This window comes from Erythrobacter sp. SDW2 (assembly GCF_021431965.1).
Lineage (GTDB): Bacteria > Pseudomonadota > Alphaproteobacteria > Sphingomonadales > Sphingomonadaceae > Parerythrobacter.
Genome location: NZ_CP090370.1, coordinates 2,611,145 through 2,628,253, shown reverse-complemented (window position 1 = coordinate 2,628,253; position 17,109 = coordinate 2,611,145). Strand labels below are relative to the sequence as shown.

At 63.5% G+C, this 17,109-nt stretch carries 8 protein-coding genes; 5 read left to right on the top strand and 3 right to left on the bottom strand.

All coding sequences use genetic code 11. The features are described from left to right. Positions 1 to 9: 9 nt before the first annotated feature. Positions 10 to 2,877 carry a pitrilysin family protein gene (locus tag LY632_RS12835; RefSeq protein ID WP_234091522.1) on the bottom strand — a complete coding sequence of 956 codons (2,868 nt, stop codon included), beginning with the start codon at positions 2,875 to 2,877 and terminating at the stop codon, positions 10 to 12. A gap of 52 nt (positions 2,878 to 2,929) precedes the next feature. Then, the gene (locus tag LY632_RS12830) at positions 2,930 to 5,182 is read right to left on the bottom strand and encodes an acylase (RefSeq protein WP_234091521.1); all 2,253 of its coding nucleotides are present in this window, start codon (positions 5,180 to 5,182) and stop codon (positions 2,930 to 2,932) included. Between the two features lie 130 nt (positions 5,183 to 5,312). Between LY632_RS12830 and LY632_RS12825 the strand changes: the two genes are divergently transcribed. The 5 genes from LY632_RS12825 (at position 5,313) to LY632_RS12805 (ending at position 16,359) form a co-directional block, all read left to right on the top strand. Continuing rightward, a complete protein-coding gene (locus LY632_RS12825; protein ID WP_234091520.1) occupies positions 5,313 to 6,740 on the top strand; it encodes a helicase HerA domain-containing protein in 1,428 nt (475 codons plus the stop codon). Positions 6,741 to 6,831: 91 nt separating this feature from the next. After that, complete coding sequence (locus LY632_RS12820) at positions 6,832 to 7,638, top strand: DUF4253 domain-containing protein (RefSeq protein WP_234091519.1); 807 nt, start codon at positions 6,832 to 6,834, stop codon at positions 7,636 to 7,638. A gap of 172 nt (positions 7,639 to 7,810) precedes the next feature. Further along, complete coding sequence (clpB, locus tag LY632_RS12815; protein WP_234091518.1) at positions 7,811 to 10,390, top strand: ATP-dependent chaperone ClpB; 2,580 nt, start codon at positions 7,811 to 7,813, stop codon at positions 10,388 to 10,390. A gap of 382 nt (positions 10,391 to 10,772) precedes the next feature. Further along, entirely contained in the window at positions 10,773 to 14,243 is a 3,471-nt protein-coding gene (locus tag LY632_RS12810) for a TonB-dependent receptor domain-containing protein (RefSeq protein WP_234091517.1), read from the top strand. A gap of 106 nt (positions 14,244 to 14,349) precedes the next feature. Continuing rightward, entirely contained in the window at positions 14,350 to 16,359 is a 2,010-nt protein-coding gene (locus LY632_RS12805; protein WP_234091516.1) for a S9 family peptidase, read from the top strand. Between the two features lie 94 nt (positions 16,360 to 16,453). On the opposite strand, the gene LY632_RS12800 is transcribed toward LY632_RS12805, so the two are convergent. Next, a complete protein-coding gene (locus LY632_RS12800; RefSeq protein WP_234091515.1) occupies positions 16,454 to 16,984 on the bottom strand; it encodes a hypothetical protein in 531 nt (176 codons plus the stop codon). Positions 16,985 to 17,109: the final 125 nt, after the last annotated feature.

The following is a 17,109-nucleotide window of genomic DNA, read 5'->3' as shown; positions in this document are numbered from 1 at the left end:
TAGTCGCGATCACTCAACCGGCGGAAGTTCGACCTGTTCGATCGGCAGGTCGATCCCTTCCAGCTGCGGCAGGACCTTGGCGGCATCGCCAACAATCACCCAGGTGAAGCGGCCAACGTCGATAGCTTCGCGCGCGGCGGCGTCGAGGCTCTGCACGGTCTGCGCCCGATATTTGTCGGCGAGCGTTTCGGCATAGTCCATCGGACGGCCATAGAGTACGTTGCTCTGCATCGTAGCCAGTACTGCGTCCGAGGTTTCATAGGAACCCGGCAGTTCGAACACTTCGTTGTTGACGATGCGGACCAGCTCTTCCTCGGTCACCCCGTTGGTGGTGGTGAATTCGGAGATCTCGCGGATCAGCTCCTTGAGCGAATCGCCGGTCCGGTCCGACTGAACCGGGGCCGATACGATGTAGGACACAGCCCCTTCGCGCTGCGACACGCCGCCGCGCACGCCGTAGGACCAGCCCTTGGTCTCGCGCAGGTTCATGTTCATCCGGGCGAGGAAGTTGCCGCCCAGCGCGTTGTTGGCGTTGAACAGGTCAACGATGTTCTCGTCCTTGGGGTCGACCCCGCTCAGGAACCCGCCATAGATAAAGCTTTGCGGCGAGTTCGGGCGGTTGACCAGAACGATGCGCGCCGCCTCGGGTGCCGGGGCAAGTGTGGAGAAGTCCTTGGTGCCGCGGGCCATGCGGTTGCCGGCCCACTTGCCGAAGGCTTCGTCCAGCTGCGGCTTGATCTGGTCGAGCGCAAGATCGGAGACCACGAACAGCGTGCCATTGTCCGGCTGGATCCAGCGGGTGGTAAAGCCGACCAGGTCGTCACGGGTGATCGACGAGACCGACTCCACCGTGCCGCTGCCGCTGTCGCCATAGGGGCTGTTCGCACCGTAAAGCAGAGGGGTCAGCGTCATGGCGGCTATGCCTTGCGGCGAACGCATCTGTTGCTTGATGCCGGTGATGGTCTGGGTCCGCACCCGCTCCAGCTCATCCGCATCGAAGGCCGGATTGCGGACGATGTCAGCCATCAGGTCCAGCGACGGAGCGAGGTTGGCGCTGAGTGCGGTCAGGGTGAAGGTCGACCTGTCGACGCCGCCGCCAGTCGAAATGACCGCGCCCAGTCGCTCGCGCTCCTCGGCGATGTCTTGCGAGCTGCGGGTGGTGGTGCCTTCGTCAAAGAGGCTCATGGCGAGACCTTCGAGTCCGCGCTTGTCGACCGGATCGGCAGCCGAGCCGGCGTTGAACGACAGGGCCACGCGAGTAACCGGCACTGCATCACGCTGGGCGTAATAAACCTTCATCCCGTTGCTGAGAGTTGTCTCGGTTACATCGGGGAAGTCGAGCTCGGCCAGCGTCTCGAGCGGCGGGGCCGGGCGTTCCACCGAAACCGTCACGGTGTTGTCGGCCGGGGCTGCCTCTGCTCCATCGGCGGCGACCGAAGCGGCTTCCTCATACTCGGCATCACGTTCGCCCGGCTCGAGCACCAGAGTCATCGACGGACGCGTCATCCACTTTTTCATGGCCGCCTGGACTTCAGCCGGCGTCAGCGTGGCGAGGATTTCCAGCTGCTTGGCGTAGAAATCGGCATCGCCGACATAGACCTGCCCGCTGGCGAGGGTCACGGCCTTGCCGCCGAAGCCGCCGACCTGCTCGAGCCCGCGGATGGTCCCGGCGACGTCCTGCGTCGCGGCGCGGCGCACTTCGTCCTCGGTCGGGCCTTGCTCGATGAACTCGGCGATGATTTCGTTGAGGCGGGTTTCGACCGTCGCCGTGTCGACCCCGGGTGCTGCAGTGGCACCGACTTCTATCAGGCCGATGCGCTGCCACGAATAATTGCCCGCTGAAACGCTGACCGCGATCTTCTCGTCACGCACCAGCTTGTTGTCGAGCCGGCTGGAGGAAAGCCCGCCAAGTATGCTGGCACCTACGGTCAGGGCGACGAGGTCACGGCTGTCGAGGCCGGGCGCGGTCCAGAGGCGCGAGATATTGGTCGCGGCAACCTGGTCCTTCATGACCTTGCGGACATCTTCGGCCAGTTCTGGCACGGCTGCCTGCGCCGGCTCGTTGACCGGACCGCGTGCGATCGGCCCGAAGTATTTTTCGACCAGCGGCCGCGCCTCGGCTGCATTGATATCGCCTGCCAGCACCAGCGTAGCGTTGTTGGGTCCGTAGTTGTCGATGAACCAGTTGCGGACATCCTCCATCGAGGCGCTGTCGAGGTCGGCCATGGAGCCGATCGGCGAATGGCGATAGGGATGGCCTTCGGGGAACAGCGTTTCGAGGATTTCGTAGAACACCAGCCCGCCCGGCTGGTTGTCGCCCTGGCGCTTCTCGTTCTGGACGACGCCGCGCTGGTTATCGAGCTTCTCCTGCGTCACTGCGCCGAGCAGATAGCCCATGCGGTCGCTTTCCAGCCACAGTGCCCGTTCGAGCGCGCCGCGCGGCACAGTCTGGAAATAGTTCGTGCGGTCGAAATCGGTGGTGCCGTTGTAATCGGTCGCGCCCATTTCCTGCAGGTACTGGAAATAGTCCGCTTGGGCGTTCTCCGAACCGTTGAACATCAGGTGTTCGAACAGGTGCGCGAAGCCGGTCTTGCCCTTGGGTTCGTCCTTGGAACCGACATTGTACCACACCGCTACGCCGACGATGGGTGCCTTGCGGTCTTCATGGACGATTACCGTCAGGCCGTTGTCGAGCTGGAACTTCTCGTAGGGAATCTCGACTTGGTCGATCAGCTCCGGGAGCGGGGCGATGGTTTCGGCAGCGACTTCTGCTGCCACGGGCTTTTCCCCGTGATGGTCGGCCAGGGCGGGGGTCGCCGCGGCGAGGGCTAGTCCGGTGGCAAGTGCGGTAAGGCTGGTCGAAGCGAAACGAAGCATGATCTCTCCAGTCAGTGGTTTCTGCGACAAAGAATAGGTGTGGTCTAACCGGTCAGCGGCGGCTGGTCACGGTCTTTCGGGATATGGCATTGGCCAGAACATCCTCGCGCCAGAACCACACCGGCTTCAACTGCTTGCGGACGAACAGCCGAGACTGGTCGGTGAAGTGCTTGCTGTGCGGCCGGGTGATCGCCGCGCCGAAGGGCTGGATCGAGCGCGAGGTTACGCGCTGGCCGGGCAACCATTCGGCCCACATGATGAAGCTGTCACCATGTTTGAGTGCCAGCCGTCCGTCGGGATCGACATCCCATGTGGTCGAAGCGCGCAGCGTGTCCGACCCGCCGTCAAGCGGAAGGTCGACCGCGAACGGACCCGGCGTTTGGCGCAGGCGGAGCAGCTCGCCCATCGGCGGATCGAGCCGGCCGAAATGGCTTTGCAAATGGTCCGCCGCCGCGCGCAGCTTCTCCTCCGCGTCGGGCAGGCCCTTGTTCTGGTATTCGGCGGACATGAAGTCCTTGATCATCAACAGCGCCAGCGCGTCGCCTGCGCCCTTGCCATCGGCGTTGAAGTCCCATTGCAGCAGCAGATCGCGCGTCCTGGCGAGATCCGGCTCCTGGCGGAGATCGAGCTTCGCCAGCGCAGCCAACAAATCCGCGACATAGCCTTCGCGGGCATAGGCGGTGTCGTACTTGATCCGCTCCAGCGCGGCGCGGTCGAGCAGGCCGGCCTCGCTCAGCAGCCGGTAGGCGCGGCGCGAACGGTTCGTCTGCTTGGTCTCTATGCCGAGCTCGGGCGCGAAGTCCGCCGCCTTGAGGTCGCTGCCCGCACCGGCAGCGGTCCACGGCTCGTTGTTGGAATTGTAGAGCCAGCCCGAGGCCGGATTGATGAGCTTCGGCAGACATTCGTAGCCTACTGGCCCGTCCCAGATCAGGCTGCTGTCGGTGCCATTGAGAATACCGCGCCAATTCTCGCCCTTTGCCCGGTCGGGGATCGCCGCATTGTAGACATAGGCGATGTTACCCGCCTCGTCGGCATAGATGAAATTGGTGCTGGGGATCGCCATGCGCGCCAGCTGCGCCTGCCATTCCTCGAGGTTCCTGGCCTTGTTGAGCCGGTAATAGGCATCGAGCTGGTCGATGCGGTCGATCCCGCCGTAGCGGATGGCGAAATAGCCCTTGTCGTTCTTGATCACCGGGCCATGCTGGCTGCGATAGATGGTCTGGCGGATAGGCAGCACCACCGGACCCATCTTGACCGGCAGGGTGACGGTTTTCTGCTCGAGCTTAAGCCATTTCCCGTCGAGTTTGTACTTGGTGCCGGTGGCATCGACCTCCAGCCGGTAGACATCGGTCATGTCCGGACGGTTGACGGTGTTGGTCCAGCCCAGATGGCGGTTGTGGCCGAGGAAGGGGAAAGGGCTGCCGGGGAAATTGGCCCCGGCGAAGTGCCAGCCCTCGTCGCTCTCGACCACCAGCTCGTACCAGGCGACCCCGCCTTCGAGCGGCTGGTGGCTGTTGGAAATTAGCACGCTCGGTCCGCCGGATTTGGCCGGGGTGACGGCGAAAGCGTTGGAGCCGGACAGCGCGCCGTCTTCGCCCCAAGGCAGGGGGAAGGCGCGGGCCTGCTTGCCTGTAGGATCATAGCCGGACTGACCCTCTGCAGCGCGGGGATAGCCGGGAATGTCCGGGCCGAATTCCGGCGCGAGTGGCTTGCCGGAGACAAGATTGCCGATGATGTTGCCGAGCCCGAAGAAGAACGGCTGGCGCAGCGCGAAACCGGCGGCGATGTCCTCGCCATTGACCGGGAACAGCCTGGCCAGCTTAAGCTCACCAGGATGGGTGGCGGCATAGTCGTTGAGGCCGCTGGCATAGGCTTCGAACAGCGCCCGGGTATCGGCAGGCAGCTTGCTGTAATGCCGCTCCGCCGTGCCGCGCGCGTCGAGCAGGTGATAGGCGTAATCGACCTGCGCGCCTTCCTCGCCCGCGATCGCGCCATAGCGGCCGCGCGCCATGGCCACGACATCCTGCAGGGTGAAGAAATCGTCCTCCGCCTGTGCGATCGCAACACCGTAAGCGACATCGGCATCGGTCTTGCCGTGGATATGCGGGACGCCGAATTCGTCGCGGATGATTTCGGCGGTGTAGGTAATGGGCTGGCTACCGCCAAGGTCGGCGGCATAAGCCTTGCCGCTGTGTGACGTCTCCGCCGTCCGCGCGAAGAATGGCTCCCATGTCATCAGACCCACCAGCGCCACCAGCACCAGGGCCGCCAGGGTTGCGCTGATGCGCACGAGCCATTTCTTCATCGATTCCAACCTCTCCAGTCGTCGTACGGCCTAGCGGGCAGGGGGCCGGCGGTGAAGGGGGCAAATCGAATCGGGATAAGTCGCTAGCCCGGCTTTGGGTGCGCCCCCTCGCCGCGCTAGCCAGCGAATCGTGGCATCCGAAATCACCATAGGCAACGAACCCGGCGGCGATCCGGTGCGCTTCGATATCGAGGAACTCCTCGCGACCCGCCTGCTCGTGCAGGGCAATTCCGGCTCGGGCAAGTCGCACCTGCTGCGCCGCCTGCTGGAGGAAAGCGCCGGTATGGTTCAGCAGGTCGTCATCGACCCGGAAGGCGATTTCGTCAGCCTCGCGGAGGTGTTCGACCACGTCGTGATCGACGGCGCAGCCTATTCGCCGCCCGAGATCGAGGCATTGGCCCGCCGCTGCCGAGAGCACCGCGCCTCGGTCGTGCTCGCGCTTGAGGGGCTGGAGGTGGAGCAGCAGATCCGCTGCGCCGCGCAGTTCATCAATGCCCTGTTCGATGCCCCGCGCGAGTTCTGGTTCCCGGCGCTGGTGGTGGTCGACGAAGCGCAGATGTTTGCCCCTGCAGTGGCTGGCGAGATCGGCGAGGACACGCGCCGCATGACGCTCTCGGCCATGACCAATCTGATGTGCCGCGGTCGCAAGCGCGGGCTCGCAGGCATTGTCGCGACGCAGCGGCTGGCGAAGCTGGCCAAGAATGTCGCGGCGGAAGCCTCGAACTTCCTCATGGGGCGGACCTTCCTCGACATCGACATGCAGCGCGCCGCCGACCTGCTCGGCATGGAGCGGCGACAGGCCGAGCGGATTCGCGATCTGGAGCGCGGCCATTTCCTTGCGCTCGGCCCTGCAATCAGCCGCCGTCCGGTGGCAGTCAAGATCGGTCCCGTGCAGACCGGGCACAAGGCCCGTGCCGACGGGCTCATGCCGCTGCCCGATGCCCCGCGCGAAGGGATGGAAGCGCTGCTTACCCAGCGCCTGTCGGACGAGGTGCGGGTGCAGGCCCCGCCGCCTCCACACCCGGCACCCAGGCCCGCCGAACTGGTCCCGGCCAGCGCGCCTATGGCAGCAGTCGCCGCGCCCGATACCGTCGAGCGTGCCGAGAGAATCGAACGGGTGCTGGCCGCCTTGGCGCGGGAAGACAGCGCCACCTTCCAGCCTGCCAGCCAGCTCTATCAGACTTTCATGGTGCGCTGCCGGGCCGAGGGCATCGGCGGGGTGCCGCTCGATATGACGGTGTTCCGCCGCCGCTTCGCCATTGCCAGCGCCCGGCTGGAACGGCTCGATGAGCCTATTCGGGCCCGCGTACTGGCGTTGGGCGAGGGGGTCGATGACGATGTTGTCGCGCCCTATCTCGCCATCGCTGCGGCGGCGGCCGAAGGTTATCCGGCACCCGGCGAGGAAGAACTCGCCCGCGTCTATGGCACCAGCTCGCCGGGCCGCATACGCCGCCTGCTGGAACATCTCGAACGGCTGGGGCTGGTCGTTGTGCGCGAGGAATTCGGCGGCGGGCGAAGCATTTCCGTTCCGGCGCTGGACAGCGTCCCTGCCGAATAATCTTCGCCTCATCTATTGCTGCCACACCAGGTTGTTGACCGGCCAGTCCGGACAGGCCCATGAGACCGCCATGATCGAAAGGCGCACTGTGATGAAAGGGTTGATCGGATCGCTTGTGGCAGCGCTCGGTGGGTCGCGCGCCGCCGCCGAGGAACCCACCTCTGCAACCATCGAGGAAAAAGCGGGCTTTCCCTTTCCTCTGATCGCCGTGCGCGGCGAGCAAGCGCTGGCGCAGTGGGAACGGATGCGGGCCGATGGCGACGGCTATCCGGTGATCCTTGGTGACGATGAAGCGCTGGGGATGATCACCGAAGTCCTTGGCCTCGAGGAATTGCCGCCGGTCGAGACAACGTTGGCCAAGGCTGCAGGGATCTCCTTCCCCGATCACATCTTCGAAATGAGGCGCAAGGCGGAGGCGGAGTACGCGGCCAGCTACCCCGAAGACTATGCCGAAGAGGTCGCCGAGGGATTCTACCAGGAGCCAGTGGGCGAGTGGCCGACCGTGGTGCCGGCAAGCCCCGCTTTGACGGTCCACGCAGACATCCTGACCGGGCAGCCGTTCGCGCGGGTCTCTATCGCCACCTTCCCCACCCAAAACGGCTGGGAAGTGCCGGCGTACCTATCCTGGGGCGGCTGGAATGCCAATCCGCACCCGGAAGTCCATGTCGCAGCGCTGAAAGTGTGGAACGAGCGCTACGGGGCAGAGCTCGTCGGAATCAGCAGCGACTGCATGAATATCCGCGTGTCGCGCTCTCCGACAGGGCGGGGCGAAGCCATGGCCCTGGCGCGGGAGCAATATGCCTATTGCGAGGATATCGTCGACCAGGGGGTCGAGACGATCAGCAATCTGGCGGCATCGCTGAGTGCCTCGAAATGGTGGTATTTCTGGTGGGACTGAGGCGCGCAAGCGCCCGGCTTTCTGGATAGCCTCGCAAAAATTTCGCCTTCCCCCTCGCAGCCTGCGGGCATACCCCTATATGCGGGTAACACACCTGAGCTTTTGACCGGCATCGAGGCTTGTGTTGCATAAATGCCACATTACATATCTCGGGTAACACAGTGAGGGACACATGAATCTCGAGAAATTCACCGACCGGGCCAAGGGCTTCCTGCAGGCGGCGCAAACGGTTGCCATCCGTATGAACCATCAGCGTATCACGCCGGCGCACATTCTCAAGGCGATGATCGAGGATGCCGAAGGCATGGCCTCGGGCCTCATCGCGCGCGCCGGCGGCAATCCCCGCGCGGTCGAGGATGAAGTCGATGCCGCGCTGGCCAAGATCCCGGCGGTGTCGGGCGGCGGAGCGCAGGCCACTCCCGGTCTCGACAATGACAGCGTCCGGGTCCTCGACCAGGCCGAGCAGATCGCCGAAAAGTCGGGCGACAGCTATGTCACGGTCGAACGGCTGCTGGTCGCGCTGGCCCTCGCCAGCACCACGTCTGCGGGGCAGGCGATAAAGGCGGCGGGCGTCGATCCCAAGGCGCTGGAGGCTGCCATCGGCGAATTGCGCAAGGGCAAGACGGCCGACAGCGCCAATGCCGAACAGGCTTATGACGCGATGAAGAAGTATGCCCGCGACCTGACCCAGGCCGCGCGCGACGGCAAGCTCGATCCGGTGATCGGCCGCGACGAAGAGATCCGCCGCACCATCCAGATCCTCGCCCGCCGGACCAAGAACAATCCGGCGCTGATCGGTGAACCGGGCACCGGCAAGACTGCCATTGCCGAAGGGCTGGCGCTGCGTATCGCCAATGGCGACGTGCCCGACAGCCTCAAGGGCCGCACCCTGATGAGCCTCGACCTCGGCGCGCTGATCGCGGGTGCGAAGTATCGCGGCGAGTTCGAGGAACGGCTCAAGGCCGTGCTCGACGAGGTCAAGAATTCGGACGGGCAGATCATCCTCTTCATCGACGAGATGCACACGCTGATCGGGGCGGGGGCATCGGAAGGTAGCATGGATGCCTCGAACCTCCTGAAGCCCGCGCTCAGCCGGGGCGAGCTGCACTGTATCGGCGCGACCACGCTCGACGAGTACCAGAAGTATGTCGAGAAGGACCCGGCGCTGCAGCGGCGCTTCCAGTCGGTCTATATCGACGAGCCGAGCGTCGAGGACACGATCAGCATCTTGCGCGGGATCAAGGACAAGTACGAACTGCACCATGGGGTGCGCATCACCGACGGCGCCATCGTCGCCGCCGCGCAGTTGAGCCATCGCTACATCCAGAACCGCTTCCTGCCCGACAAGGCGATCGACCTGATGGACGAGGCCGCCAGCCGCATCCGCATGGAGGTGGAGAGCAAGCCCGAGGAAATCGAAGGCCTCGATCGCCGCATCATCCAGCTGCGGATCGAGGAGCAGGCGCTGCAGAAGGAAACCGATACTGCGTCCAAGGACCGGCTCGAGGCCCTGCGCAAGGAACTTTCGGAACTCGAGCAGCAATCGAGCGAGCTGACCACACGGTGGCAGAACGAGCGCGACAAGATCCACGCCGAAGCGAAGATCAAGGAAGAGCTCGATGCCGCGCGGCTGGAGCTCGAACAGGCGCAGCGCATCGGCGATCTCGCCAAGGCGGGGGAGCTGCAATACGGGCGGATCCCGGAACTGGAGAAGAAGCTGGCCGAAGCATCCGGCCACAGCGAAAATGCGCTGCTGCGCGAGGAAGTGACCGAGGACGATATCGCCAATGTCGTCAGCCGCGCGACCGGCATTCCCATCGACAAGATGCTGGAGGGCGAGCGCGACAAGCTGCTGCAGATGGAGGAAATCCTCGGCCAGCGGGTGATCGGCCAGGCGCAGGCGATCGAGGCCGTCAGCAAGGCAGTGCGCCGTGCGCGGGCCGGCTTGCAGGACCCGGGCCGCCCGCTCGGCAGCTTCCTGTTCCTCGGCCCCACCGGCGTCGGCAAGACCGAGCTGACCAAGGCGCTCGCCGGCTTCCTGTTCGATGACGACACGGCGATGGTCCGGATCGACATGTCGGAATTCATGGAAAAGCACGCGGTCGCCCGGCTGATCGGCGCGCCTCCGGGCTATGTCGGTTACGAGGAAGGCGGCGTGCTGACCGAAGCTGTGCGGCGGCGGCCCTATCAGGTGGTGCTGTTCGACGAGGTCGAGAAGGCACACACCGATGTCTTCAACGTGCTGCTGCAAGTGCTCGATGATGGCCGTCTGACCGACGGGCAGGGCCGGGTGGTGGACTTCGCCAACACGCTGATCATCCTGACCAGCAATCTCGGCAGCCAGTACCTTGCCAATATGGACGATAACCAGAAGGTCGAGGATGTCGAGCCGCAGGTGATGGACGTGGTGCGCGGGCACTTCCGGCCCGAGTTCCTCAACCGGCTGGACGAGATCATCCTGTTCCACCGGCTGGGCCAGGAACACATGGCCCCGATCGTGGAGATCCAGGTCGGCCGGGTGCAGAAGCTGCTCAGGGACCGCAAGATCGTGCTCGACCTGACAGAGGGCGCGAAAAAGTGGCTCGGGCGGGTCGGTTACGATCCGGTCTATGGCGCGCGTCCGCTCAAGCGGGCGGTGCAGCGCTATCTGCAGGATCCGCTGGCCGAGATGCTGCTGGAGGGCAAGGTGCCCGATGGCAGCACTGTGAAGATCGACGAGGGCGACGGCGCATTGGAAATGACTGTCAGCTGATCCGGCAAACGGGCTTGGAGATTCGCGACAGATTCGCGCGGATAACTGGCCGACTTCGCTGCGTTGCAACAAATCGAACAAACTCTTCCGGCAACAGGCGCAACGTGATTGCGCTTGCTGCTGCCTCCGCGCAACAAAATTAGGCCGATTTCATCCCTGCGCAAAAAATGTGGGAAATGCGCAACAACATTGCCGCACAATGAACCAAAGTGGCCCCTACCGCTTTGACAGCACTTCCTGCCCTGATGCACACGTATGCAATCGCAGGAACTGGGGGTTCCAGCATGTTCGGGTCAGCCGGGAAGGGTGCCAAGGGGGCAAGCCTTCCGCCTATGGCTGTTCGAGGGGCCCTCCAGAACCGGCAATCGCGACTGGAGAAATCATGAAAAAGTTTCACGTCACTTCGATCAAGGGTCTCGCGGTCTCCGCTTCCGTGGTCGCTCTTGCTGTTTCGGCCCCCGCCTTTGCGCAGGATGCCGGTGCTGAGGAAGAATGTGTCGCCGACGCCAACGGCAACCTGCCGGAAGGCTGCGACATCACCGAAGAGGCCGCGCCTGCTTCGAGCGGCGGCCAGATCGTCGTGACCGGTTCGCGCCTCAAGCGCGACACCTTCTCCAGCATTTCGCCGCTGCAAATCCTCACCACCGAGGAACAGAACGACGCCGGCCTGTTCGACCCGTCGCAGATCCTCCAGCGTTCGGAAGCGGCCGCCGGCCAGCAGATCGACGCCACTTTCCAGGGCTTCGTGCTCGACAACGGCCCGGGTTCGCAGACCATCAACCTGCGCGGCCTCGGTGCCGACCGTACCCTCATCCTCATCAACGGCCGCCGCATGGCTCCGGCCGGTGTGGAAGGTGCGCCGACCAACCCGTCGATCAACCTGCTGCCGGGCACGCTGATCGAACGCTTCGACCTGCTGCTCGACGGTGCATCCTCGGTTTACGGTTCGGACGCCGTTGCCGGTGTGGTCAACGTCGTGATGAAGAAGGATTTCGACGGTCTCGAACTGTCGGCCAACGGCAACATCAACCCGATGGGCGGCGGTGACGACTACACTCTTGGCGCATCGTGGGGCGTCAACAGCGACCGCGGCTTCTTCGGCATCGGCGCGGAGTATTCGCTGCGCGACGAAATCCGCCTGAAGGACCGCGATTTCTTTGGCGGTTGCGATCGCCACTACGAAATCGACTCCGAAGGCAATATCCGGACGATTGGCCTGGCCGACAATGCCATCGTCGGTAACCGCACCCCGGGTGTCTCGGTGCAGGAAAGCGCCTGTAAGCAGGGCGGCATCAGCGGCCGCGTGTTCATTCCGTTCACCCGCATCGGTTCGGTCTATTTCCCGGGCAATGGCAACATCGCCAACTTCCCGAACGATCCGTTCACCGGTCGTCCGTTCAACTTCGGCGATTCGAACAATTTCTTTGGTCGTGACCTCGACACCAATGGTGATGGCGTTCGCGATGTCGATTTCCAGAACGTCAACACCAACGGCTCGAATCAGAACGAAGTCTTTGTTCCGCGCCAGGAACTGATCAACGTGATGGCTTATGGTGAGTACACCATTCCCAGCGACATCAACCTGACGCCGTACTTTGAACTCGGTTACAGCCGCGCCGAAATTTCCGGTGAAGAGACCTTCAATGCGCAGCTCTTCCCGTTCGTGCCGGACCTCAACCCGTTCAACCCCTGTAACTTCCTGACCAACCCCAACGGTGTCGACTGCCGCGCGACCGACAACGCGCTTCAGGCACAGGATGGTCGTCCGTTCATTCCGCTGTCGACGGGGTTCCCGTTGCCGGTGCAACCGATCGTTTCGATCCGCGGCGATCGCAACAACATCGACGTTGTGCAGGAACAGATCCGAGCGGTTGTGGGCATGCGCGGCGATGCGCCGATCTTCGGCCCGAGCTGGACCTTCGATACCTCGCTCGTCTATTCCCGCGCCAAGGGTGTCTCGAGCCGCATCGGTATCCGTGAAGACCGCCTTGCTCTCGCCCTCGGTCTGGACCCGACGGCCGACTACGACGGCGACGGCATCGTCGATAACAATGGCGACGGCATCGCCGACGACTACAACAACAACCTCGACGTGTTCGGCATCTTCGGCGATCCGCAGTGGATCGGCGTCTGTAACGGTGGTGGCCTCGCCAACCCGAGCCTCGCCGCGCCGGACCTGAATGCAGCCGGTTGTGTGCCCGTCAACATGTTCGCTCCGAGCGTGCTGACCGGTGCTGTCGGTGATTTCGCTACCCAGGCAGAGCGTGACTATGTCTTCGGCGAGCGTGTTTTCACCACGGTCTACAAGCAGATCACCTTCAACGCCTTCCTTACTGGCGACCTGTTTGAGCTGCCCGGCGGCACCGCGGGTGCGGTGGTCGGCCTCGAATATCGCCGCGACGAGATCAATTCGCGTCCCGACGATGTGGCTTCCAACGGCCTGCTGATCAGCTTCTTCTCGGACCAGGGCGCCATCGGCGACAAGGAGATCAAGGAGGTCTTCGGCGAACTCGATCTGCCCATCCTCGCAGGTGTTCCCGGCATCCAGGAACTCGATGTCAAGCTCGCCGGTCGTATCACCGACGAAGAGTTCTACGGCACCAACTACACCTACTCGGGCCAGATCGGCTGGCGTCCGATCGAACCGCTGCTGCTGCGTGCCACCTACGGTACGTCGTTTCGCGCGCCGAACCTGCGTGAGAACTTCCTGCTCGGCCAGAGCGGCTTCCTCACCCTGTCCGACCCCTGTGCGGTTCCGGGTGCGGCCTTCGTTGCCGGCGCCTACGTGGCGGCGAACGACACCCGCGATCCGTCGATCCTCGCCAACTGTATCCGCGAAGGTCGTGACCCGACCCGCGTGGGTATCGATGCCGCAGGGCTCAACACCAACAACCTGTCGAGCGTGGAAATCACTTCGGGCGGCAGCCTCGATATCGATCCGGAAACCTCGACGGCACTGACGGCGGGCTTCTCGTTCGAAGAGACCTTCGCCGGCATCGACGTGAACCTGGGCATGACCTACTACCGCATCAAGCTGAAGGACTCGATCGTCGAGCCGAGCAGCCAGTTCATCGTCAACGACTGCTACACCCGCGACGATGGCCAGCGCAGCCCGTTCTGCGACCGCATCGAAGTGGACACCGATCCGTCGACCCGCCTGCTGGTCTCGGGGGTCAACTCGGGCTTCATCAACCTCAACCGTGAAAAGGTAGAGGGGATGGACTTCAATGCGTTCTTCGGCACCGACGTGACCGCATTCGGTGAGAACGTCGAGCTTGGTCTGCGCATTCGTGCCAACCACCTGATGGAGCGTTCGACCCTGTTCATCGACGATCTCGGCGAAGAAACCTTCGACGATGACGCCGGCGAATTCAGCCTGCCGAAGTGGACTGGCAGCGCCCAGTTCACTGCGTCGGTTGACAAGTTCCGCCTGGCCTACACCGTGGACTATACCGGTCCGGTCGCACAGGATCCGACCGGTGTCGATCCGTTCAGCGATGCCTTCGGCCGCGGTCCGGATGGCCTTCCGGCCGGCGTTACCGGCGACACCTGCCTCGGCAACGGCTCGGGTTCGAACCCGGGTGGCGGGGCCTTCGTCCCGAACGGCCGTGTCCCGGGCGACGGCATCTTCTGCCGCGACGTCGGTTTCGCCGATGCCTACTGGCTGCATTCGGTCTCGCTCCGCTACCGTGCGGACACTTGGACCCTGCTGGTCGGCGTCAGCAACCTGTTCGACAATGCTCCGCCGCTGGTTGACAGCAGCGAAGTGCTGGCGATCAACAACACCGCCATCGGTGCCGGCTACAACTACGACGGACGCGAGTTCTTCATGAGCGTCAGCAAGTCGTTCTAAGCGGGTTCATCTTGCTTTGACTAAAAAGGGGCGGCCCCGTGCGATTGCGCCGGGGCCGCCCTTTTCGTAACATCTCCCCCATCGGTAAGTTTGAGAGAGTCGCCCCATGAAAATTTTCAGAACTGCCAGCCTCGCCCTCGCCGGCGCCGCCATGACGCTCGGCACGGCCCTGGCTCCCGTGGCCGTGGTGGCCGCGCCCGAAAACCAGCCAACCGTTCCGCTCGAGGTCTGGGCACTGCGCGATTCCATTACCGCGATGAGCCTCTCGCCCGATGGCAAGCATATCCTCGTGCTCAAGAACGAGAGCCGCGAGGGCGAGAACATCCTCGAAATCTACGCCACGGCCGACATGTCGAAGCCGCTGCGCCGCCTCAACGCCGACCCGATGGAACTGATCAGCGCACGCTGGGTCAGCAACAACCACATTTTCGGCACTGCCTGGCAGCAGAAGCGCAAGAAGATCCAGCGGCAGGAGGAGGATTCCCGCAATTACGCGACCTATTCCTACAATCTGGAGAAGAACAAATTCAACCAGGTCGAAGGCAACTTCTCGATCGTCAGCACACTGCCGAAAGAGCCGGACACCGTGCTCGTGCAAACAGGCCGGGGAGACAGCGACCTGACGGGTGTGGACCCGTTCGATCTGTTCCGCCCGCGCTCGTACTATCGCTACAACCTTGAAACCGGCGCTCGGACGCTGGTTCTGAAGGGCACCACCAAGCAGCCGTCCGCCTCGTTCGATGCCGACGGGAATCCTCGCTACGCCCAGGGACAGGAGCCGGACGGCACGATCCGCACCTATTACCGCAAACCCGGTGACGGTTCGTGGAAGCAGTTCGGCGATGTGCTCGACCAGAATGATCCGCAGCAACTCTATCGCCTGCTCGGTGGCTTCCAGGGTCTGGCCGGATTCGACCCCAACAATCCGAATATCGGCTACATGATCGACGCCCGCGACGGGGCCGACAAGGCGGCGCTGTGGGAATTCAACTTCGACACCGGCGAATACACCCGCAAGCTGTTCGAGGCAGAAAATGCCGATGTGATGGGCATCATCCAGAGCTCGATCCCGGGTGACGAGCGGCTGGTCGCGGCGGTGTATCCGGGCGAAAAGATGGAATACCACTGGTTCGACCAGGAGGAAAAAGCCCTCTACGACGATCTCAACAAGCTGATCCCCAATGCGTGGCAGGTTCGCATCACCAGCCGTTCGCTCGACGGCAATTCGATGATCGTGACCAACAGCGGCCCGCGCGATCCTGGTTCCTACTGGTACGTCAAGGACGACAAGATCTACAAGCTCGGCAGCGAGAACCCCTATCTCAAGCCCGAGCAGCTCTCCGACGTCGAGTTCATCCGCTACCCGGCGCGCGACGGGATGATGATCCCGGCCTATGTCACCAAGCCCAAGGGCAAGGGGCCGTTCCCGCTGATCGTGCTGCCGCATGGCGGCCCGGCGGTGCCCGAAGTGATCGGTTATGACGAGTGGGGCCAGCTCTTGGCCAATGCCGGCTACATGGTGCTGCAACCGGGCTATCGCCAGACGGTCGGCTGGGGCAAGAAGCACTTCGATGCCGCCTATGACCAGCACGGCTATGCCATGCAGGACGACAAGGACGACGGCGCGCTCTACCTGGTCGAGCGGGGGCTGGTCGATCCAGACCGGATCGCCATGTTCGGCTGGTCCTATGGCGGCTATGCTGCTGTGGTCGCAGCGCAGCGGGATCCGAATATCTACCAGTGCACCATCGCCGGGGCGGCAGTGACCCGCGCCGACGTGTGGTATCGCGACGTGGTCGATGCCTATGCGCCCAAGGCGCTCGACGACTGGTTCAAGACCCGCGGGGTAACCACAGGTATCCACCCCTACAACGATGTCGCCAAGACCAATATCCCGATGCTGATGGTGCACGGCGACGTCGATCGCCGCGTGCTGTACTATCACATGAAGGACTTCAAGGATGCTGCCGACAAGGCGGGCAAGACCAACATCCAGTACCTGACGCTGAAGGGCGCAGACCACTTCTACACCACGCTGATGTACGAACACCAGATGGCGTTCTACACCAAGATGCTGGACTATCTGGCCAACGACTGCGGGCCGGGCGGGCTCTGATCGCGGCAACACGCGATGTGGCACAAGGAAGGGGCGGGACCTTTGCGGTTCCGCCCCTTTCCTTTTGCTTCCCGTCGTTTGGCGGGTGCCCGTGCTACTCGATGCGCCTGCCCTTGACCCCGATCTGACCGTTCACGCGGATGAAGAAGCTGCCCATGGCGGCTTTCTTGAGCACCACCGTCTGGCCTTCCTGCGGCGGTCGCCAGCCCAGTTTGGTCTCGGCGATGCGCCAGACCGAACCTTCCTTGGTGGTGAAGACCCACGCCTCGCGGCCATCGCGGCGGACGCTGGTGATGGTGGTCTCCAACTCGGTCAACTCATCCCCATCGTCGCCGCCGAACAGCTTGATCTTGGGCAAGGTGAAACCGAACAGGCCGCGCTTGGTCTCTTCGACATCCGCCTTGTCGACCACCTGCAAGGTGCCTTCCTCGGTTGCCGTGATGACCTTGCCCACTTCACGGTCGTAGCAGGCGAGCCGGGCATCGGCATCGTCGATCGCGCGGCAGGCCCTCAACTCGTCGATCGTATCTTCGGCATTGGGCACGACTTGCTCTTGCGCCGCCAATGGCGCCGCCAGGGCAACAAGGGGTACGGCAAGCAAGGCTAATGGGATGTGGCGCGACATGTCGGCTCCGCAACTGAGGGCATGAAAGTAGGGCCGAAGTGCCATATCCGGGCCGCTCCGCCAACTGTAACTTCAAAGTCACACATGGCCGCGCATCGCCGGAATCCGCCGTTTCCCGATTGAAG

What these genes read in the sequence shown, in the direction of transcription:
- LY632_RS12805 (WP_234091516.1), top strand. Translation starts at nt 14,350, where the DNA reads ATGAAAATTTTCAGAACTGCCAGCCTCGCCCTCGCCGGCGCCGCCATG.
- LY632_RS12820 (WP_234091519.1), top strand. Translation starts at nt 6,832, where the DNA reads ATGAAAGGGTTGATCGGATCGCTTGTGGCAGCGCTCGGTGGGTCGCGC.
- LY632_RS12830 (WP_234091521.1), bottom strand. Translation starts at nt 5,182, where the DNA reads ATGAAGAAATGGCTCGTGCGCATCAGCGCAACCCTGGCGGCCCTGGTG.
- LY632_RS12810 (WP_234091517.1), top strand. Translation starts at nt 10,773, where the DNA reads ATGAAAAAGTTTCACGTCACTTCGATCAAGGGTCTCGCGGTCTCCGCT.
- clpB (WP_234091518.1), top strand. Translation starts at nt 7,811, where the DNA reads ATGAATCTCGAGAAATTCACCGACCGGGCCAAGGGCTTCCTGCAGGCG.
- LY632_RS12800 (WP_234091515.1), bottom strand. Translation starts at nt 16,984, where the DNA reads ATGTCGCGCCACATCCCATTAGCCTTGCTTGCCGTACCCCTTGTTGCC.
- LY632_RS12835 (WP_234091522.1), bottom strand. Translation starts at nt 2,877, where the DNA reads ATGCTTCGTTTCGCTTCGACCAGCCTTACCGCACTTGCCACCGGACTA.